The 20,712-nt window shown below is 61.7% G+C and carries 13 protein-coding genes; 1 reads left to right on the top strand and 12 read right to left on the bottom strand.

The window, feature by feature from the left end; all coding sequences use genetic code 11:
- The first annotated feature begins 98 nt into the window (after positions 1 to 98).
- Positions 99 to 401, top strand: a complete 303-nt coding sequence (locus JF616_14930) for a hypothetical protein (GenBank protein MBW8889046.1) — start codon at positions 99 to 101, stop codon at positions 399 to 401.
- A 280-nt stretch (positions 402 to 681) separates the two neighbouring features.
- Here JF616_14930 and glnD read toward each other — a convergent pair whose 3' ends face one another.
- From glnD to rpoN, 12 genes are all read right to left on the bottom strand, one after another.
- Positions 682 to 3,354 carry a [protein-PII] uridylyltransferase gene (gene glnD / locus JF616_14925; protein MBW8889045.1) on the bottom strand — a complete coding sequence of 891 codons (2,673 nt, stop codon included), beginning with the start codon at positions 3,352 to 3,354 and terminating at the stop codon, positions 682 to 684.
- Positions 3,355 to 3,529: 175 nt separating this feature from the next.
- Positions 3,530 to 4,327: an ABC transporter permease gene (locus JF616_14920; GenBank protein MBW8889044.1), complete on the bottom strand. Its 798-nt coding sequence runs from the start codon at positions 4,325 to 4,327 to the stop codon at positions 3,530 to 3,532.
- Positions 4,328 to 4,332: 5 nt separating this feature from the next.
- The gene (locus JF616_14915; protein ID MBW8889043.1) at positions 4,333 to 7,131 is read right to left on the bottom strand and encodes a hypothetical protein; all 2,799 of its coding nucleotides are present in this window, start codon (positions 7,129 to 7,131) and stop codon (positions 4,333 to 4,335) included.
- A 1,053-nt stretch (positions 7,132 to 8,184) separates the two neighbouring features.
- Entirely contained in the window at positions 8,185 to 8,814 is a 630-nt protein-coding gene (locus JF616_14910) for a DUF4159 domain-containing protein (GenBank protein MBW8889042.1), read from the bottom strand.
- A 325-nt stretch (positions 8,815 to 9,139) separates the two neighbouring features.
- Positions 9,140 to 11,836 carry a transglycosylase SLT domain-containing protein gene (locus JF616_14905; GenBank protein MBW8889041.1) on the bottom strand — a complete coding sequence of 899 codons (2,697 nt, stop codon included), beginning with the start codon at positions 11,834 to 11,836 and terminating at the stop codon, positions 9,140 to 9,142.
- Between the two features lie 99 nt (positions 11,837 to 11,935).
- The gene (gene ptsP / locus JF616_14900) at positions 11,936 to 13,738 is read right to left on the bottom strand and encodes a phosphoenolpyruvate--protein phosphotransferase (protein MBW8889040.1); all 1,803 of its coding nucleotides are present in this window, start codon (positions 13,736 to 13,738) and stop codon (positions 11,936 to 11,938) included.
- Positions 13,739 to 13,753: 15 nt separating this feature from the next.
- Positions 13,754 to 14,020 (bottom strand): HPr family phosphocarrier protein, encoded by a 267-nt coding sequence (locus JF616_14895; GenBank protein ID MBW8889039.1) that lies wholly within the window; start codon positions 14,018 to 14,020, stop codon positions 13,754 to 13,756.
- A 4-nt stretch (positions 14,021 to 14,024) separates the two neighbouring features.
- A complete protein-coding gene (locus JF616_14890; protein ID MBW8889038.1) occupies positions 14,025 to 16,139 on the bottom strand; it encodes a DUF1926 domain-containing protein in 2,115 nt (704 codons plus the stop codon).
- A gap of 40 nt (positions 16,140 to 16,179) precedes the next feature.
- Entirely contained in the window at positions 16,180 to 17,085 is a 906-nt protein-coding gene (locus tag JF616_14885; protein MBW8889037.1) for an MCE family protein, read from the bottom strand.
- Between the two features lie 135 nt (positions 17,086 to 17,220).
- On the bottom strand, positions 17,221 to 18,237 hold the full coding sequence (gene hprK / locus JF616_14880) for an HPr(Ser) kinase/phosphatase (GenBank protein ID MBW8889036.1): 1,017 nt from the start codon (positions 18,235 to 18,237) through the stop codon (positions 17,221 to 17,223).
- A gap of 11 nt (positions 18,238 to 18,248) precedes the next feature.
- A complete protein-coding gene (raiA, locus tag JF616_14875; GenBank protein ID MBW8889035.1) occupies positions 18,249 to 18,569 on the bottom strand; it encodes a ribosome-associated translation inhibitor RaiA in 321 nt (106 codons plus the stop codon).
- A 349-nt stretch (positions 18,570 to 18,918) separates the two neighbouring features.
- Positions 18,919 to 20,664, bottom strand: a complete 1,746-nt coding sequence (gene rpoN, locus JF616_14870) for an RNA polymerase factor sigma-54 (protein MBW8889034.1) — start codon at positions 20,662 to 20,664, stop codon at positions 18,919 to 18,921.
- Between the last annotated feature and the right edge of the window lie 48 nt (positions 20,665 to 20,712).

Genomic DNA, 20,712 nt, shown 5'->3' with positions numbered 1-20,712 from the left:
TAGCGGACCGGGGGCTCGGCTGCGACCGTCTGCGCGGCCCGGACCGGGCCCTGATCCGGTCGATCCGCTTCGAGCCCATTTGGGGATAAGAAGCCGCCATGCGAGAGCGCACGTCCATCGGCTGCGCGGCTTTTCCTATGCAAATCAACGACTTAGGGATATATGCGGGGCGGAAAAAAATCCGGGAAAAGAAAAAGGAGGTCAAGGAAACCCTGACCTCCCTTAAAGCTCTGACGCCTATCCGTGAAGAGAGGCATCATCCAGAGGAAGTAGTACTACTTCTTCTTGGATGCTTTCTTAGCTGCCTTCTTGGTAGCCTTCTTGGCTACTTTCTTCGTCGCTTTCTTCTTGGCGGCCATTTGATCACCTCCCTTCGTGCTTTAGATTTTTATTGGTTCTGACGTTGTAAAGCTTGTAACGGGATTCTGCAGGATCTCGTTTCAGGCCGATGATTATTGACCGAGAAGCGAGGCGGGATCCGGAGAGGATCTCGCGTTGTCCATTTTGCTGCTTGCTATTTGGAATCAATCTATCCTGCATCTGCTTGACTGATGATCAAATGATAAAGTTGTTGACTTGATTAGTCAAGCAGTTATTAAGCGAATTGAAAAAAAAATTTCGAGTCGCATCGCTCGCATGATCGATCGCGCGCTCGATCATGCGCGCGATCTTCGACTCATCTTATGCGGCGCTGATCTCTTTGATCAACGTAGCCACAATGAGATCAATGAGTTCCGCGTCCTCCACCTTCTTGTCATCGCGGGTCGTGATGAAGAAAGCGTCCATCGCCTTGTCGGCTTCGGTGGTGAGGATGGCTCCGTGCACGTCGAGCTTGAGGTCGCTGAAGACCTTGGTAACCTGGAACAACAGCCCGATGCGGTCGTTGCAGGTGAGGTCCACGGTGCTGAAGTTCTCCGAGATGGCGTTGGAGAAGGCCACTTCGGGCTTCATGGGCAGATCGCGAACCCTTCCGAAGGCGATCTTGGGCTGGATGCGGGCCTGCAATTCGTGCAGCTCTTCCTTCGAGAGCCGGTAATTCTTGCCTAGTTCCTTGATGAGGCGCTGCTCCAAGGACGCGCTGCTGGGCCCGTTCTCGGGCACGCTGACCCAGAACTTATCGATGGCCTTTCCGTCCACCCGCGTAAAGATGCGGGCGCTCAGGATGGACAGCTCCAGATGGGCTAGCGTGCCCGCGATGCGGCTGAGCAAGGCGTCGTCATCGTTAGCGACCACGGTGACCTCCCAATGGGTCTGGCGCTCCACGATGCGGGCGCTGAAGGGTTGGGACTGCAAGGCGGCGATCATCTGGATATGGCTCGCCACGTCTTCGGCGGAGGTTGAGGAGGCGTATTGCCGCGGAAGGAGTTCCAGATGGCGGCGTACTTCGGCCTCGGACACGCGCTTGGAGACGATCTCGATGAGTTGATCCTCCAGGTTGCGGGATTCCAAGGTGGCCTGGAAGGGCCGCTGCATCTCCTCCAGGGCCAGCTCATAGAGGCGCCGGAGCAAGGAGGCCTTCCAGCTGGACCAGGCGTCGGGATGCACGGAAGAGACGTCGCAATAGGTAAGTACGTAGAGCTTGTGGAGGGTGGCGGGCGTCTCCACCTTGGTGATGAAATCCCGTATGGTCTTGGGATCGTCCAGGTCGCGCCGCTGGATGACCTCGTTCATCAGGAGATGGTAGAGCACCAGGCTGGAAGCCTCCTTGCAACGGGAGTCGGACATGCCCATGCGCCGCATATACTCGAGGATCATCTTGGCGCCGCTGACGCTATGGCCCGAGCCCACGCCCTTGCCGATGTCGTGGTAGAAGCAGGCCAGGATCAGCACGTCCATATCGTTGACCTGGGACAGGGCGGCCTGGAGGGAGACCAGATCCTTGTCCTGCTGCTTGGCCAGGTAGGCCAGCTGGCGGATGACGGTGATGGTATGCTCGTCCGTCGTATAGATGTGGTAGATGTCGTGCTGGCTGTGGCAGTAGATGTAGTTGAAGTCCGGGATCAACAGCCCGATGAGGCGCACGTCGTTCATGGTGCGCAGCATCCGCCCGACCCGATCCTTGGATCGGCATAATTTGAGGAATTCGGGCAGATGGCTCTTGAGATCGATTTCCGGGTTGGTGGATAAGATGCTGATGGCTTGCTTCATGCGCAAAATGGCATGGTGCGCATGCGAGAGATCGCGCCGGTTGGCGATCTCGAAGTATTCCAGCATGAGCCCCACGTTGTCCAGGAAGGGGTTCCCCACCCGCGCCTTGAGATCCAAGGCCCCATCGATGGTCTGGAAATGCGGATGGTCCTTCACCACGGCCGGCTTGGCCGTCTTCTCCTTCGTCTTCACCCACCGGGAGATGACGCCTTCGGTGACGCGCAGGATGGTCTTGGTGTGGTGGTAGAAGATCTTCAGGAAGATCTCCACAGCCTTTTGGTTCTCGTCGTCGATGAAGCCCAGCTCGCCCGCCACCTCGGGTTGGATCCCGAAGCCGAGGCGATCGTCCTTCTGATTGGTCATGAAATGGAGGCAGCAGCGGACCTGGAGGAGGAAATCGTACCCGACCCGGATATCCTCCAGCTCCTGGGGGGTGATCAGGCCTTCGCGCACCAGGTCCTGGAAGTTATCGCAATCATGCTTCACCTTGGCGATCCACATCATGGAATGGACGTCCCGCAGGCAGCCCAAGCCCTCCTTGAGGTTAGGCTCCAGCATCTGGACCAGCACGCCCACCTGGGTCTTACGCTGTTCGCGCTCCTGGATCTTGGCCTCGATAAGGGCCGTGGTGCGCCAGGGGAACAGGCGTTTCTTCATCAGGCGGACGAACTTGCGGTACAGCTCGTGGTTCCCGGACACGAAGCGTTCGTTCAAGAAGGAGGTCCAGGTCTCCGGGTCCTTGGTGGAGGCCTCTTCGCATTGCGACAGGCTGCGGACCGACTGCCCGAGCACGAATCCGAAATCCCATAGGTTGCGCACCAGGGCCTCGGCCTGCTCCCGCTCGTGCTTGGTGGGCTTCTCCGAGGTGAGGATAAGCAAATCGATGTCCGACTGCGGACAGAGTTCCTGGCGCCCATAGCCGCCCACGGCGACCACCGCCACCAGGTTGGCATCGTCGGGCTGGGCCATCTCGATCTGGTCCCACATGACGCGCAGGAGGGTATCCACCATCTCGCTGATGAAGCGCACGGTGTCGGTCCCCGAGGCGCCGCTGCGGTTGATTGAGCGGATGCGCTCCCGGTGCCTGGCCAATACCGCTTTCACCGACGAAATGCGATCGCCGGGATCGCGGCGGTTGTAGCACTCGCGGAGGGAGTCGACGAAATCGCCTTGCATGCCGAGGTTGGTGAGATAGCGCTGGATCATATGACTCCCTGCGGTCTTGGCTGAGTGAGGGTCTAAGGACTGGGTTAAGGGTACAGGGTAAAGGGTAAAGGGTTAGGTGACGCTACGCGCCGGTGGGTCTATCGTCGGGTGGTCCGAAATACCACCCTCTCTTATCTCTACCCTGTACCCTTAACCCTGTACCCTGTACCCTTTTCTATCGAAGCAAAAAGTTAGATATCAAAAACCCCGAAATCAGGACGGAAACGTTACTGGCTACCACCGACGCCATGGTATTCCGGCCCACCCCCTCGGCGCCCCGGGTGCTGGTATAGCCGTAATAGCAGCCGAACAGGGAGATGATGATCCCGAAGACGAAGGACTTCAGGATCCCGACGAACATGTCCCAATTCGTATAGAACAGGCGCACGCCGTACCAGAAGGATTCGGGAGACAGGTCCTTGAAGAGGGTGACCACGGCCAAGGCCCCCAGGATGGCGACGAAGGACGAGAAGATGGTCAGCATGGGCAGCATGATCATGCCCGCCACCAGGCGCGGGGCCATAAGGAAGCGGAAAGGATTGAGGTCCAGGACCTTCATGGCGTCGAGTTGCTCGGTCACCGCCATGGTCCCGAGTTCGGCCGTCATGGCCGCCCCCACGCGCCCGGCCACCACCAAGGCGGTGAGCACCGGTCCCACCTCGAGCATCACCGACTTGCCCACCGCCGTGCCCACGTACCTTAAGGGCACGTAGTCGGCGAAGTTATAGGCGGCCTGCCAGGCGGCCACCGCGCCCGTGAAGATGGACGTGAGGCCCACCAGCGGGATGCTGGTGATGCCAATCTGGTACATCTGCTCGATGGTGAAATGGAAGTTCGTGAATATCGAAGGGATGGCCAGGAACATATCCACGCAAAAGCGGAGGAAGGCGGCCACTCCCGCGAACATGTTGAGGGTAGCCATGCCCAGCCGTACGACCCGCGCGTCGACCCATGCCCAAAGCCTAATCGCCATGCATCCTACCGCGTTAACAAGGTTTCGTAGTACTCGTCCAAGCGCTTACGCTGGCCTTCGGACAATTTCAGGGATTTGGATTCGCGGCGGGCCTCGCGCAGCAGTTCCAGGAGACGCGCCTCGGCGGCGGCCTTCTCGGCCGGCGGGGGCGGGCCCCCGTTGCCCCGGCTGGTCTCGGCCTGGCGTTCCTGGCTCTGGCCCCGCTCCTGCATGGCGTTCGAGGCTTCCAGAAGGCGCGATTGGAACCGGTCCTGCCGGCGTTTGATTTCCTCCGGGTTGACGCGGCCCATGCGCAGGTCTTCTTCCAGGCGGCGGGCCTCATCCGCGAGGGCGCGTAGCTTTTGCGCCGCACCTCCGCCTTCCTTGTCGGACTCGGCCATGGACTCCAGTTTCTCCCCCAACTCGCCTTGCTGGTTGGCCATGCTGCCCATGGTCCCGCCCTCCCCATTCTGTCCTTGGCCTTGGCCCTCTTGCCCCTGACCTCCTTGGCCTTGCCCTTCCTGACCCTGTCCTTGGCCTTCCTGCCCTTGGCCTTGCTGGCCACCCCCTTGGGCGCCCGGGGCGGGCGCGCGGCTTTCCATCATCGCCTTCAGCAATTGGTAGGTCGCCTGATTGATGGCCATCTGCTTGCCGCTCATCCCCTTCAGGGCCGAGGACAGGTCACCGCCCCCTTGGCCTCCGCCTTGGCCTTCCCCCTGCCCCTCGCCTTGGCCCTGCCCTTGCCCTTGTCCCGATCCGGATCCACTTTGGGCCATCTTCATCAGCTTGAGGAGTTCGCGCGACAAGTTCTGGTTGGCGCGCAGAGCCTTCTCGGAGCTTTCCCAGGTGTACAGGCTCGCGGCTTCGCGCGCGCTTAGCGCGAGGGCCCGCGCCTGGGAGTTGAGTCCGTCGCCCAGGAAGGGCACTTGCGCGGAGAGGGCCTTCACGCGCTCTTGGATCCAGGCGCCGGTCTGGGCCACGCTGGCGTAAAGAGAGGTTTCATCGGACTGCCAGCCCTCGGACTGGCGGCGGGCCGCGCCGCTGCGGATCAGGAGCTGGAGGCGCGAGAGCGCGAGGGACTCTTGCAGGATCTCGGAGACCTCGCCCAGGTCGACGGAATTCCCGCCCATGGAGGCCATGGCCTGTCCGAGCATCTGGCCCATCTGCCCCAGCTTGGAGGCCGCCGCCGCGGCCGATTGCGAAGCTTGGGCGGCGGAGGAAGCCTTGGCCGCGCCGGATTTCCCCTTCGCATCGGCCAGGGAGCGGCGCACCTCTCGCATATCCTTCTGGGCGGCCTCGGGGTTGAGGGACTTGTTCACGTCCCGCAAACCCTTGCGGGCCGCGGCCTGGGCGGAGAAATCGGAAAGGGCCTTCTGGGTTTCCTGCGCGATGGCCTTTTGTTCCGAGTCCTGGGCTTCGCCCGCCTTCCCGGAATCCAATTGCTGCTTCAGGCCCTGCTCGCGCGCCTGCAAATCGCCTATGGCCTGGCGCAACTCCTGCAAGCGCTTGCGATCCTTCATCTGCTCCAGCATGGCCAAGGCGCGGTTCAGGTTCTCCGCCAGCTCGGCCTGCTTCGCCAACATCTCCTGCAAGCGTTGCTTGAGCTCCTTCTCGTCCACCTCCTGGCCTTTCAACTTGCTCTCCATCATGTTCCGCAAGCTATCCGGCAAAACCTCGCGCAGCAGGTCCTGGACCTGCTTCATCTTCTCAATCAGCTCGGGGGAAAGCAACCCGTTCTTGGCCTGGGATTCGGCCGCCTGCTTCAGGTTATCCCCCGCCGACTTCATATCCTCCGCCATCTTCATCTGTTCCTGGATGGCTTGGTCCATCAGATCGCTCTTGGCTTTGGCCTCGTCCTGCTGTTCCTGGAGCAGCTTGGCCAGATCGGCTTGGTTCTGCCGGTTCTTCTCCAACTCCTTGGCCAGCTCGGCGATTTGCATCTTGGCCATGTCCCGGCGGGCCTGGGCCTGGTCGGGTTTCCCGGCGGGGGCCTTCTCCAGCTTGTCCCGGAGGCCGGCCAATTTGGCGGCCTCCTCCTTCTGCGCCGCCATCAAACGATCCAGGTTCTTGCGCCGCTCATCGATGGGCAGCATGCCCTGGTTCCCCTTGGGAAGGACGGGCTCGTTCCGCTGCAAGAACTCCTGCGCCTCGCGGACGGCGGACTGGACCTGGGCCATGTCCCGGCCGGCCTGTTGGGAGCCTTCGCCGCCGGAGGCGCGCGCTTGCGCCCCCAAGGATTGCTGCAATTGCCCCAGCGTGGCCGCGGCGCGCTGGTGGTGGTCATGCGGATCTTCCACCATGATGCGATTGATTTCGTATTCGGCCAGCATGGGCGGCCCCTCTTCCCTGGGGGTTTCCTTCTCGCGTTCCAGCTTCCGCTCTAATTGCTTCTCGCGCTCCAATGCGCTCTTCAGGCTGGATTCGGCGCTCCGCTCCTGTTGATGGGCCGCTGCCGCCACCTCTTGCAAGGTGGGCATGCGCGCGATGCGCTTCGCCGAGCGCCCGAGCTTGGGGCCGTTCACGGTATCGTTATCCGCCGCCACCAGTTGGAACTCCAAGGCTTCTTCCGGCCGCAGATGCAGGCCGGAGGCATCCCATACCGCCTGGGCGATGCCGGCGCTGGCACCCTTCAACCAATCGCGGATGTCCCGCTTCCCTTCCGCGCGGGCCTTACCATTCGCGATCACCTTCCAATGCAACTGGAAGGAAGAGATGCCGAAGTCGTCCTTGGCGCGGAAGGAAAGCGCCAGCCGTCCATCCCGATCGAGGACCGTATCGGCGGCAGGCGATATCAGGTCGACTTCGGGCGGGAGATCGGGAGCCATTTCGATCCGGAACGGCACGGATGGACGCGAGCGGATACCGGCTTCGTCTTCCAGCCAATAGGCGTAATCGACGGCCTGGCGGATTTCGCGGGTGAGGACGTAAGACCGTCCGGGGCCTAGCGTGTCGATGACAGAGGGGGAACGCGCGCTTTGTCCGGCATGATTGGCGACGCAAGGTATCGTCGCGCAGGCGCGTGTATCCGGGAGGATGGAGGATGGCCTGGATGCGGGCCAGGAAGGGCGGGGCCACCACGCGGAAAGGCAGGGCCGCGCTACGGCCGTTCTCGCCCGCCAGGGTCAGGACGAAATCGGAATCGACCGGGCCGTGCCTGAAAGCGAAGCGGCCATCGGGCCCGGGCGTAACCGGATAACGTGTCTCGCCTAAGGCGGTGCGTAGATAGGCGAAGAGGGATTGGCCGGGAAGCAAGTTGCGGACCGAGCCCGTCACCAGGGCGGTATCCCCCGCGGCCAGGGTCTGGTTGGCCGGATCGAAGGCGAAGCGCAAGGTGGGCAAGCGCGCGAGCGCGCGCCAAGGCGAGGCCGCGCGGGCGAAGTATTCGGCGGGGCGCTTGGAACCCAAGGCGCATCCCGCGAAGACGATGACCGCCGCCAGGAATGCCAAACGTAATGCCTTCGGAAAGGCCGACGGCCGCGGGAGGACCATCCGCCCCAAATGCGGGGCGATGAGAAGGTCGAGTTGGCTTAAGGTTTCGCCTTCATGGTTGGCCAGGGACAGCGCGGTCCGGAAAGGATCGGGGGCGGCGGGATTGGCATGATCCAGATCGCGGGCGACCGCTTCCAGGCGGTTGCGGGGAGATGCCATGGCGAGGATGAAGGCGGCGGGAACGCCCAGGTAAATCAGAAAGGTCCAGCCCATGGCCAGGAGCCATGCGGGAGCGAGCGGGTTGCGGACGGAGAGCGATGCGAGAACGGCCAGAAGTATGAGATGGATGGATAGCAGGAGAAAGAAAGCGCTCATCGCGGCGGCCAAAGCGCGGCGGCGGCGTTGCGCGGCCAAAAGGCGCGGCAGCCGATCCAGGTTCGGGAAGGCGGTCATGAACCGGTCTGGGCCCGATCCCCGCGGGGCGGGACGCCGCCGGGAGCCCCTTGCAGGAACCAGGCCACCACGTTCACGCCCATGCGCAGGGCCGCTTCATGCAGTTCCAGGGGATCGTTATAAACCTCATGATCCTCCCAACCGTTCCCCAGATCGCTCTCATGGCTGTAGAATACCACCGCCCTGCCTTCTATCGCCACGACGTAGGCCGTGGCGCGCTTGCCGTCATGCTCATGGATCTTGGGCAGGCCTTGGGGGAATTTCCAATGGGATGAGAAGACGGGATGACGATTGTCCAAGGCGACGAGCGGATGGTTGGGGAATAGGATCTTCATTTCACGGCGGAAGGAAGTATCCAAGCCGTAATTGTCGTCCGCGAAAAGCAGGCCTCCGCGCAAGAGGTATTCGCGCAGCACTTTCCGTTCCTCTTCCGAAAAGGCCACATTGCCGTGCCCGGTCATGAACAGGATGGGGTAATCGTAGAGGTTGCCGTCCAGCAAGCCCACCTGGCGCTCATCGGGACAGGCGGGAAGGCCCAAATCCGATTTCAACCGCTTGGAAAGATTGACCAACATGGTTGGTCCCGCGTACCAATCGCCCCCGCCCCCGTACTTGAGGCGGGCCACCGCCCAGCATTTTCCGGTCGATGCTACGGCCGATCCGTTTCCCGGTTCCTCCGCCCTGCCGGTCGCAGGCAGGCTTGCCGCAGCGGCGCTTAGAACCCCTAACAGAATAAGGGCTAAGAGCGAGGCCGGCGATCCCTTGCGGGGGCCGGCGCCAGCGGCCCGCGGCCCGATTGGTTTCGGGGCCCGAATCGACGCGCGCCGTGCGCGCGGGAGGCCAATGCGGAACATGCGGGATAAACTAGAAATTAGGGGGTAGGCGCGCCCTTAAAGCCCTGGCGCGATACGGGCGAAGAGCGGGGCCGAGCCACGGCCGATCGGACGGCTTTTAAGGCGCGGCGGAAGCGTGGGCGCGGTTATTCCAAAGGACGCGGTAAGTCCAATAATTCCCCATGACCTTCTTCACGTAATCGCGGGTCTCCCAATAGGAAATGTCTTCCAGCACCGCATCCAGCGGGCGTTCGCCCCCGGTGGCCCAAGTCCCGGGAGTGGGAGCGATGGAGGGTCCCAGGCCGAAGCCCGGCGCGGTCATCCCGAGGGCGGCCACCGCCGGTCCCGAAGGCGCGGGCAAAGCCGCGGCGGCGATCCAACGGCGGGTGGCTTCCGGTCCCGCATTGTAATTGGCGAGCACCCAATGGATCCCTCCCCGGTATTCCTTTTTAAGATCGCGCAGGTAAGCGGTGCCCAGGCCGATGTTGACCTCCGGTTCCACGAGGCTGTAGGGATCGAACCGGGGCCATTTCTCCTTCTTCGCGACCGCCTTGCCGGTGGCCGGCATCAATTGCATGAGCCCGATGGCCCCCGCGCCGGACTTGATCTCGTGATCGAATCCCGATTCCTGGCGCATGAGCGCGTACACGAAGGCGGGATCGAGACCGCGCTTGGCCGAATACTTTTGCACCAACCCCTCGAAGGGCCGGGGATAGATCAGGCGCAGCACCTCCTTGGGCGCGCTGCCCCATCGATCGGGCGGGATCTTGTAGCTCAACTGGAGGCCGATGCGGTAGGCCTCCCGCCAAAGGTCGCGCTCCTGGAACCTGCGCGCGTGCACGTAAAGGAACCAAGGATTGTTCTTGGTCTTGGCCGGGATGGTGCGCCAGGTGAGGATGGCCAGGGTATCCAGCTTGAACTGAAGCAACTTGCCCAGGGGCAGATACTCGCTCTCGTACCCGTCCTCCAGCCGTTCCTTGAACCCCGACATTTCCGTCTTCATCCATCCCTTGATGGACTGCGGGGTCGAGGCGGCGAAGCGCTTCCAAGGTTCGAGGCTATCCGGCCAGGCATGACGGGCTTGCAGGCTCTGGCGCGCCAGGTGCCCGTAGAAGGTGAACGGGTATTTCCTCGCCAGCTCGATCAGCGAGTTGGTTGAGCCCGCTGAGTCGCGCAAGGAATCCAGGGCGCGGGACTCCCAGAATAAGCCGGCGGGATACGCGTTGGAATTGACCTGCTCGCGGATGGCCTTGAAAGCCTGCAGGGAGGCGGCGGCATTGCCGGCCTTGTATTGGCAGAGCCCTACCCGGAAGTTGGCCCAATCGCCCCGCTTATTGGCGCTGAAGTCGGCCAATTGCCGGTAATAGAATTCGATGGCTTCCTCATAGTCCCCGGCCGCTTCCAGATCCCAGGCGCGCATCCAGTAGATCTCCGAAGTCTTCTCATGCTTGGGATATTTCTCCAGCAATTTGTCGTACCAGAAAATGGCCTTCTTGGGATCCTGCTGGCGATCGTAGCAACGCGCCACCTGCATGATTGCCTCGGGAGTTTCGCCGTAACGTTCCATCCATTTCGAATAGGCGGTGACCGCCTTGGGGTATTCCTTCGCCTTATAGAACAGGCTGGCGTAGTCCCAATGCAATTGCTTCTTCTCCGGCACCCCCGGCACCAGCTTGAGGTCCGCCTCGCTGCGGGCGATGGCGGCCGGATAGAACGCCAGCTTGGTTTCCAGATCCAACATCAGATTCTGCCGTTCCCAAGTGCCCGTTCCCGGCGGCAGGTAGGGCGAAAGCATCTGGTATAGCGTATCGAGGCGCCGGTCCGCCGGGGCGGAGACGGTGATGCGCTTCAACAACATATCGAAGCCTTCCGGATTCCCGGTGAAGCCCTGGAGCTTGAGCAGATCGTACAGGAAGTTGATTTTCACGGACGAGGACACGGGAGCCTGGATGACCTTCGCCGAGAACTGCAGGCGCGCGGAATCGTCCGGATGCGTCAAGGGGAAGGCCTGGATGCGCCGGTTGAGCAAATAGCTCTGCCAGGTCGAACCGCCCACCCAATCGAGGGCCGTGCGCAAAACGCTGTCCTCGCGGGGGTAATCCTGGAGACCATGGTAGATGGTGGACATCAGGATGGTCTTATAGACCTGAGCCAGCCGCTCGCTCGGCTGGGTCTTCCCGAGGACCTTGAGGGCCTTGTGGTAATCCTTTCTATCGATGGCGGTTATGGCATTGAGTACCGCCATCTGGAAGGCGGCGACTTCCTTGCGGCCGGGCTTCTTCATCGGAAAAGGCAATCCCGGTTTTCCTCCCGGCAGGGCGGGCGCGGGGCCGGCCTCGGCTTCGGCCATATCGGCGCTGTCTTCGTCCCGGGCATTGATGGTCCCCGTCTTCAGTAGGGAATCCATCCGGTTTTTCTCGGCGGCGGTCGCCGGGGCGGCCGGCGACAAGGCCGGCATAGAAGGAGCGGAAACAGTCGGCGCCGGGGCGGCGGGGATCTGCGGAGGCGGAACGGCGGCCGGGGCCGGCTCAGGGGGCATGGCCCCGTTGGTGGCCGGGGGAGGCAAAGGCGGGAGATCGGAAGATTTGGAAGCCGCTGGAGGGGTTCCAGTCGCGGCTATCGGCTGGACCGGGCCGGTCTTGGATGGGGACGCGATGGCCCCCAAATCGGGAGCGGCGGCCGCTTTTACCGCGCGCGCGCTGTCTTGCTTGGCCTGCGCGGCGTGGAGATGCTTTTGCGAAGGCCGTATCGCTAGGGATGGAATGGCGAAAGCGGCGCATGCCAAAAGCCAAAAGCGTCCGCGCTTGCCGGCCATGGATGGAAAACTAGCAATCGGATGCGATCGGAAACCACTTGCGATCCGGGCGAAGACCGCTCGATAAAGTTCCGGCCGCCTTCGCCTCGGGATAGGCACCTAAAAAGGCGCCGGCCGCTTGGAAGCCGGGAACCGGCCCACGCCCAGATCCTCCAGCTTGGTGGCATAGCGCTCCCGGAGGAAGGCGGAAATCTCGTCGGCGGTGGTCAGGCGGGTCACGTGCTCGGCGCAGAGGCGCGCCTCTTCGAAGGAAATGGAACGAACCAGCTTTTTCATTTCCAAGAGCGCGCCCGGCCCCATGGACAGCTCGTCCAGGCCCATACCGATGAGGACGATGGCCGCCAGGGGATCGCCCGCCATCTCGCCGCATACGCAGACCTGGATCCCGTGGCGCCGCGCCGTTTCGATCACGGATTTGATCTGGCGCCAGACGGCCGGGCTGTTGGGCTCGAAAAGTTCGGCGATGCGTTCATTGGCCCGGTCCACGGCCAGGGTGAACTGGATGAGATCGTTGGTGCCGATGCTGAAGAAATCCACCTCGCGGGCCAGTTCGTCGGCCATCACCACCGCCGATGGCACTTCCACCATGCAACCCACCTCGAGCTGGGGATTGTAGGCGATACCCGCCTGGTCCAGCTCCTTGCGCACCTCGTCGAGCAATTTCCTCGACTCTCGGATTTCCCATAGGTTCGAGATCATGGGGAACATCACGCGGATATTGCTGAAGGCGGTGGCCCTCAGGATGGCCCGCAGCTGGGTCTTGAAGATCTCGCGGTTGTCCAGGCATACGCGGATGGAACGCCAGCCCATATAGGGATTGAGTTCGCCCGCCATGCGCAGGGCCGGCACCAGCTTGTCCCCGCCGGCATCCATGGTGCGGATGGTGACCGCCCTGGGCGACATCCGCTCCCCCATGTACTTGTAGGCCTGGTATTGCTCCTCCTCGCTGGGCATATCCTCGCGGGTGAGGAAGAGGAATTCGGAGCGGTACAGGCCCACCGAATCGCCGCCGTATTGCAATACGCTCTCGACTTCGATGGGCAGTTCTATGTTGGCCGAAATCTCGATGTACTTCCCGTCGGTCGTCACCGGCTCGAGATCCCGCAAGGTGGACAGCTCGCGCTCGTTGGCGAAGAAGGCCGCCTTCTTGATCTCGTATTCCTTGATGTCCCGCAAGGATGGGTTGATGATGACCTGGCCGGCCGTGCCGTCCACGATCACCGTCTGGCCCGGCTCGATTTCGATGCCCGACCAGGAAACCCCCGAGACCGCCGGGATCTCCAGGGAGCGCGCCAGGATGGCGACGTGCGAGGTCTTGCCCCCCACCTCGATGGTCAGCCCCAGGGTGTTCTTCCGGTTGAACTGCGACAGCACCGAAGGCGTCAGGTTGCGGCTCATGACGATGACGGGTTCGGGCACGTCCAGGTACGACTGGCTGTTCTCGCTCAGCATGAGGATGTCGATGACGCGGGTGGCCACGTCCCGCAGGTCGCTCATATGGTCCTTGAGGAAGCCTCCGGACATGCTTTCGAAGCGCTCGGCGAGCGAGTTCACGCGGGCGCTATAGGCGTACTCGGCGTTGTGCAGGTTGTCGCGGATGTCCTTGATGACGGTGTCCACGATTTCGCTGTCCTGCAGCATCATCATGTGGCTGTCGAAGATGCGGGCCTCGTACTCGCCCACGTCCCCGCTGATGCGGGTCTTGATGCCCTGGATTTCCTTATAGGCCTTGTCCAGCGCGCGCTTCAAGCGGGCGACCTCCTGGTCCACCTTTTCCGGGGGGATGATGCGCTTCTTGACCACCCGCTCTTCGGGGTGGAGCAGGTAAGCCGGGCCTATGGCGAAGCCGGGCGAGGCGGGAACGCCTTGCAACAGCACTCGCTTGGGCTTGGGACCGGCCACGCTAGCGCCTCCTGCTCAGTCGTATTTGAATTTGGTCATGAACAGGTTCTCGATGGCCGCCAGGGCCTCGCCCTCGTCCGGGCCGTCCGTCTCGACGCGGATGAGCGCGCCGGGTTCGGCGGCCAAAAGCATGATGTTCATGATGCTCTTGGCGTTGGCGCGCATCCCGTCCTTGATGAAAATCACCGCGCACCTGAACTTGGTGGCGGTCTCCACGATCAACGCGGCCGGCCGGGCATGGATGCCGGAATCGTTGATCACGGTGAGTTCTTTGCTGACCATCTGATCAGGCTCCTTCCCGGAAATGAATGGAAACGGATACCGACTTCTCGTCGCCGGCGGCCAGCCGGATATCCCACAAAGGCAAGAGGACCGTTCCCTGGTAGACGCGCTCGTAGCCGCCTTCGCTCTGGCTCACGGTCTCGATGGCGTCCCGCCAAACTCGCGCGGCCCCGGGAAAACGCGCCTCGCAGCGCAGTTTCAGCCACTCGTCGGCGACGACGACCTTATCGACTTTTCCCATCTCGCCCCGCGAAGCCAGGATATCCCTTCCGGATCCCCAATCCACGTAGCGATCATGGGCATTGCCGGCCAGCAGGCAAAACAGGGCTTCGCTGCCGAAATGGAAGGCCACCGGCGGCTTCCCGGCATTGGTCACCGGATTGGCGAACTTCCATTCCACCCGTAAATCCGCCGACCCCTTGGCCAAGTAAACGGCCTTCTCGACGGAGATCACGATGCCATCGGAAGAACGGGCCAGCCCTAAGAACCGGAGGGCGGTCTCCTTCGCCCGGTTTTCCAGCACGACTTCCCGGGCCGAGAATTCCAGGCTGCGGGGATATCCTTGGGCGGCGTACTCGGCGATCGTGGTATCGGGCCGCAGGTATACGTCCGATAGCGAACGCCTCAGCTTATGATCGTAAACGAGGTAGCCGCGCAAGCCGGCTTCCTTCTCCCCCAAGGTATTCTCGAGCTTGGTCCCGTCCTCGGCCTTGCCGCCCACCTGATCATGGTAGGCTTCGTAGCGGCGCGTCAGGGTGTCGACCAAGTTGATCCCGGTCTTCTTGAGCCAGAATTGATCGATCTCGCCTTGGGCGGTGAAGCTGATGTAGGCCTCGGGCGAGTTCAAGGTATGTTCGGGCTTGCCGTCGCAATTCCAATCCGCCACCTCGTAGACCGGTTTCTCCTGCCCTTTCAGGACGGCCGCATCGAGCCCGGCCTGGGCCTGGATGAGATTACGGTAAAGCCCGAAACGAAGATGCGGCAGATACAACCCGCCGAACACCCCGTGCCAGTAGGCGCAATTGCATTGGGCCTGCCAGATATGGTCCAAAGCCTTGCCCGCGGCTTCGGCAGGCAGCGACCCGTGCACGCGATCGTGCAATGCCGCCAAGCGGATGGCTTGCTTATGGATCTGGTTGCTCTCGGCGTATTTGTTGAAGAAGTTGCGCCAGAATGTGCCGCGCAGGAACTTCGCCGCGTCCGCCCCGTCGCGCTCGATCACGTGCCGCTGCGTCGCGCGGAACTTAGGGATGTCGCGGGCATCCTGGGCCCAGATCATCATCTCCTGGTAGCTGGCGGGCGGCAGGTAAACCAACCCCAAGTTCTTCTCGGGCTTCAGTCCTTCCGCCATCTGCGCGACGCGGATACGGTCCGGCATGGACTCCACCTTCTCGAAGAAGCGGTGCAGCCAGCGATCCTTGTAGACCGTATCGTGGGTGAAGGGCCAATCGCCGAACTTCTCCCCGTCGTCCCCGAACACCACTTGCACGTCGTGCACGTCCTTGGCCCGGGCCTCATCGTCCAAGCGCAACAGGGTATCGATCACCTCTTCCACGGGCCGGAAAGGGATGTAATCCCGCACCACGTCGTGGATGGGGAACAGCTTGAGGGTATGTCCCTGATCCTCGGAAAGGAAGTAGCCGTCCATGTCGGCGTCGGTCTTCCCCACCATCTTGAAATGGCTGCCGTCCAGCAGCACGAACTCCAGGCCCGCCTCGCTGATGGGTTTCACCAAGGTAGGTTCCCAAACGCGTTCGGCCAGCCAGATGCCCCGCGGGGCCTTGCCGAACAGGCGTTCCACCGTTTTGGACAGCTTGCGCAACTGCCCCACCTTATGGGCATCGGAAATGACCGGCAAGATGGGTTCGTAGAAGCCGCCGCCCAGGATCTCCAGTTGGCCCTTCTCGACCAGGGTCCGCAGGGAGGCCAGGTAGGCGGGGCGCTTGGCCTCCAGCCAATCCAACAGGATCCCGGAGAAGTGCATGCTCATGCGGATCTTGGGATGGGCCGCGAGCACTTCGGCGAAGGGCTGGTAGGCCTGCGCGCATGCGCGCTCGAAAATGAAACCGAAATTGCCCACCGGCTGATGGTTATGGATGGCCCAGTGCAGGCTGATCATGCTAGGACCTCGAAAGGGGCATGGTTGGAACGATCCCCCCTCAAAATAAGTTCACGTTGACGTCCAGGCCCTTTTTCTGGATGCGCTGGAAAAGGGAATCCGCGCTCTTGAGGGTTCCCCGCAATTCCAGATAGAACGCCGAATCGTTCAGCATGGCCCCCAAGGTGCTGTTGCTGGAATTCACCTTGATCAAGAGGCGGTTCATTTCGTCGGCGACGTGATCGGCCTTGTCGACCACGTCGCGCAGCTTGCTGGAAACCTCTTCCCCGTTCTGGATGATGGCCTTGACGGGCATCTCCTGATCCTTGAGCAGGATGTGCACCCGGTTGCTGGCGTCCTCGAGGTTGGAAAGGCTGTGCTTGACCTTGGGATCGATTTCGCGGATGAAGACGTTCAGGCGATTGCTCAGGTCCTCGGTCTGGCCGACCACGTTGTTGAAGCTGGCCACGAACTCGGGCTTCCCCACCGTGCTGTCGATGATATTGTGCAGGGAATGCACCAAGGTCTCGGACTCGACGAAAACTTCCCCCGCCACGCCCACCGCCTCGGCGATGCCGGCATCCAGGCGCCCTTCCAGTTCGGACCCGGGCGCCCATGCTTCGCCCGACCTGCCCAAGAGGATGCCCACCTGGCGCTCGCCCATCAGGCCGATGTTCTGGATGCGCACCTCGGTATCCTTGGGCAGCTTCACGCCCCGGTTCATCTTGAGGGTGACACGGACGTTACTCCCCTTCAATTCGATGCCCGACACCTTGCCCATCTTGACGCCGTTGACCTTGATGGGATCGCCGTCCTGCAGGGTGGAAACCTGCGGGAAGATGGCGTAATAGGTGTCGGTCTTTTGGCCGGGCGTGGCTTCTTTCAGGAAGTAGACGCCGAAGAGGAGGATCAAAAGGGAGAGGATGACGAACAGCCCCACCACGATGTTGTTTTTGCGGTTCGTCATGACGAAATACCGGGCGCTGGGGCGCGTCGGCGGAAATCCTCCGTTTTCCGGTAATTATCGCAAATATAGCTTATTGAGGCCATAACTAAGTCCGGCCGCGGCCCCATCCCGGGCCGGAACCGGCCCACGGGACGATTACTCGTAGACTTCGGTGCTTAGCCGCGTCAGCGAGTTGAGCCGGGATTTGTTCTTCATGGTCTCGATCAGCTTCTCGTTGAACAGTTTCGCCGCGTCTATGCCGTTCATTTTGAGCAGCATGTTCATCGCGATGACTTCGGAAATCACGGTGATGTTCTTCCCCGGCGAGATGGGGATAATGACCTTGGACACCGGCACGCCGATGACGTCGGTGGTGAGGGGATCCAGGCCGGTCCGCTCGTAGTTCTCGCCGTCCCGCCATTTCTGCAGCTCCACCACCACTTCCACCTTCTTGGTGTTGCGAATGGCGCGGATGCCGAAGAGCTTCCCGACGTCCACGATGCCGATGCCGCGGATTTCCATGTGGTGGCCGAGGATCTTGTTGCCCTTGCCGATGATGGAATGGCCCTTGCGGATCAGGTGCACGATGTCGTCGGCGACGAGGCGATGGCCGCGCTCCACCAGGTCGAGCACGCATTCCGACTTGCCCACGCCGCTTTCGCCCACGTAGAGCATGCCCACGCCGTATACGTCGACCAAGGATGCGTGCACGGAGCAATAAGGGGCGAACCAATCCTCCAGGATGTCCTGCACCTCGGTGCAGAAGTCCAACGTCTCGCGCGAAGTGGTGATGATGGGAACGTTCTGGCTGAGGCACATCTGCAAGAGCTCCTCGTGGAGCCCGGCGTTATGCGTGAGGACCCAGAGGGGCGAACGGTAATCCTGCAGGCGCGCGAAGATCTCACAGCGCTTTTCGGCGCCCACCGATTCCAGGTAAGACCATTCCGTGGTCCCGATGATCTGGACCCGCTGGTAGGAGTAGACGCCGGTGAAACCCGCCAGGGCCAGGCCCGGGCGGTGCAGATTGGCCTCGATGATCTCGGTGCAGAGGGACGATTCCGGGGTCTTAAGGGCTAATGACAGCTCGTCCCGAAACTGATAATAGAAATCCCTCACTGGGAGGGATCTCTTGCGGTTAATCTCGAGTCTGTTGAATTCGATGCTTTCTGGCATGGACCTCGTGTTCAGCCGGCCAGGGTCGAGGCCGGCACGGACTTATGGACCTTGAGTTTCTCGTTCTCTTTCTTCAACTGTCGTTCCACCTTTTCCAACATCGCGTCGATGGCCTTGTACATGTTGTCCTCTTCCGCGTGGGCGCAGATCGTCTTGTCCAAGACGCGCACGATGATTTCGGCCCGGCGTATGCCGCTTTTCTCGGCGTCCAAAATAACATGCGCTCCGGTTATGGAGTCGTTGAATTTCTCGATCTTGTCCAGGCTTTCCTTCAATCCGGCATGCAATTGGGGGGAGGCATGGAAGTGCCGCGCGGTGATCTGGATCTTCATGTTTTTCTCCTTTGGAAGAAGGGGCCCCATTCCGGTGGACGGAGGAGGGTTACCCACCCTTCAATCTACATAAATGGCTTTCCGTCAGGTGAGCACCCGGTCGCGTCAAGTTGTCCGATGGGGAATGGGTGGGGTGCTCGCATGCGCCTGGTCTTCCTCCTCCTTGTCCATCGAAGCGGGGGAAGGGTCGCCGGGCGCATAAACGTATCTTACGCGCCAGGTCCGAGGATTGTCAAGCCGTACTTCGGCCATCGCTTGGCATTTCCGAACAAGTCCCGCCCGATGGGGGAAAGCCCCGCCCGATTCCGCCGGATTCACGGAAATACGATTGGCAGGGCCTTTGCATCCATCAATATTGCTTGCGCAATCGCGCCGGCAGGATTTCCAATTGGTCCCGGTATTTGGCCACGGTCCGGCGGGCCACGTCCAAACCCTTGGCCTTAAGGATCTCGACGATTTTCTGATCGCTCAGGGGCCGTTTGGTATCCTCCGACTCGATGAGCTTTTTGATTTCATCCTTAGTGGTAACCGAGGAGATTTCCCGCCCGTCGGCTTGGGTTACGCCGGCGGTGAAGAAGTACTTCAGCTCGAAAATGCCGTGGCTGGTCTGGACGTATTTCCCGTTCGTCACCCGGCTGACCGTGGAGATGTGCATCCCGATCTTATCCGCCACGTCCTGCAAGATGAGCGGACGCAGATGCGTGGGCCCTTCCTTGAAGAAATCCGGCTGGCTCTCGATGATGGCTTGCATCACCTTAAGCATGGTGGACTTGCGCTGCTCGATGGCGCGGATGAGCCAGGTGGCGGAGTTGAGCTTCTCGCGTACGTATTTTTTCTCTTCCGTACTGGCCTTACTGCCCTTCTTGAGGAGTTCCGCGTAGGCGCGCGAAACCTTGAGCGAGGGAACCGTCCGATCGTTCAGCATCAGCACCAGTTCGCCATCCACTTCCTCGACGATAAGATCGGGGGTGATGGGATTGGCCATGCTCGCGCTCACCTGGCGGCCGGGATGCGGCTCGAGCCCGCCGATCTCCTTCATGGCGGCCTGGATCAATTCAGGAGGCTGATCGAACTTCTTGGCGATGGCGGCGACCTTCAGCTTCTCCAGGAGTTCGAACTCCTCCTCGACGATGCGCTTGGCCAGCGGGCTCACCCTTCCATAGCGGTAGATCTGGAGCAGAAGGCATTCCCGCAGGTTGCGCGCGCCGATGCCGGCGGGATCGAGGCTTTGCAGGACGTGGAGAGCCTCCCGTACCTCGGGGGAGGCGGCATCCAGATCGAGGGAACCGTCGATGATGGCCTGGATCTCCTTGACGATGGGTTCGGCGATCTCGGGCGCAACCGACTGGGGACGAAGCCTCACCGCTCCTTTCCGGTCGGAAGGGTCGGAGGCATGGTCCAAGGAAGCGGCTAAGGCACGCGCTTCGGAGGCTTTCCGCACCGGGTCGGGCGAAGCCGGATTCGCGGCGGCCGGCTTACCGATGATGTCATCGTCCTCCTCTTCCTCCGGCTCGGGCTCGATCTTGCTTTCGGGCACGAGGTAACCGCGCTCATCCAAGCTGTTGATCAGGTATTCCACCAGGGGCTCCACCTCGGCCGGGATGGTGCGATCCTGCAATTGCCCGAGCAGGTGGTCCTGCAGGGTCTTGGAATAGACGGGAACCTTCTCGAAGCGTTCATCCGGGCTTTCCAGCTCCTCGGTGCGCTTATCGCCCAGATCGAAACCGTCTTCGAGATAGGTCTCCCAATCGATTTCGTTCTTGTCCTTGGTATCCTCGGGGATGACCTTGTCGAGCTCCGCCTCCGCGGGGCTGGTTTGCGACTCCCGCTCCTCGGCGGTCTCGGGGCTCGGGGCCTCGACGATCGGTTCGGCCACGCGCTCTTCGGCCTGCGCCACTTCGTCGTCGGGCGCCGCCTCCTGCTGCGGCTCGTCGTCTTCCGTCGGCTCCAGCAGGGGATTAGTTTCCAGCTCTTGCTTGACCACCAGCTCCAGCTCCATGGAATTCATCTGCAAGAGCTTGAGAGATTGGATCATCTGGGGCGAGAGCTTCTGCTCCAGCCCTACGTTCATGTTCAGATCGAGTCCGAAATTCATGTATGGGTACCTCTAATCGTGGATTCCATAGCCGAGGCCGTGCGAGCG

Source organism: Fibrobacterota bacterium (assembly GCA_019509785.1).
GTDB lineage: Bacteria > Fibrobacterota > Fibrobacteria > UBA11236 > UBA11236 > Chersky-265.
The sequence above is the reverse complement of the archived record's forward strand: the minus strand, read 5'-3'. Positions and strand labels throughout refer to the sequence as shown.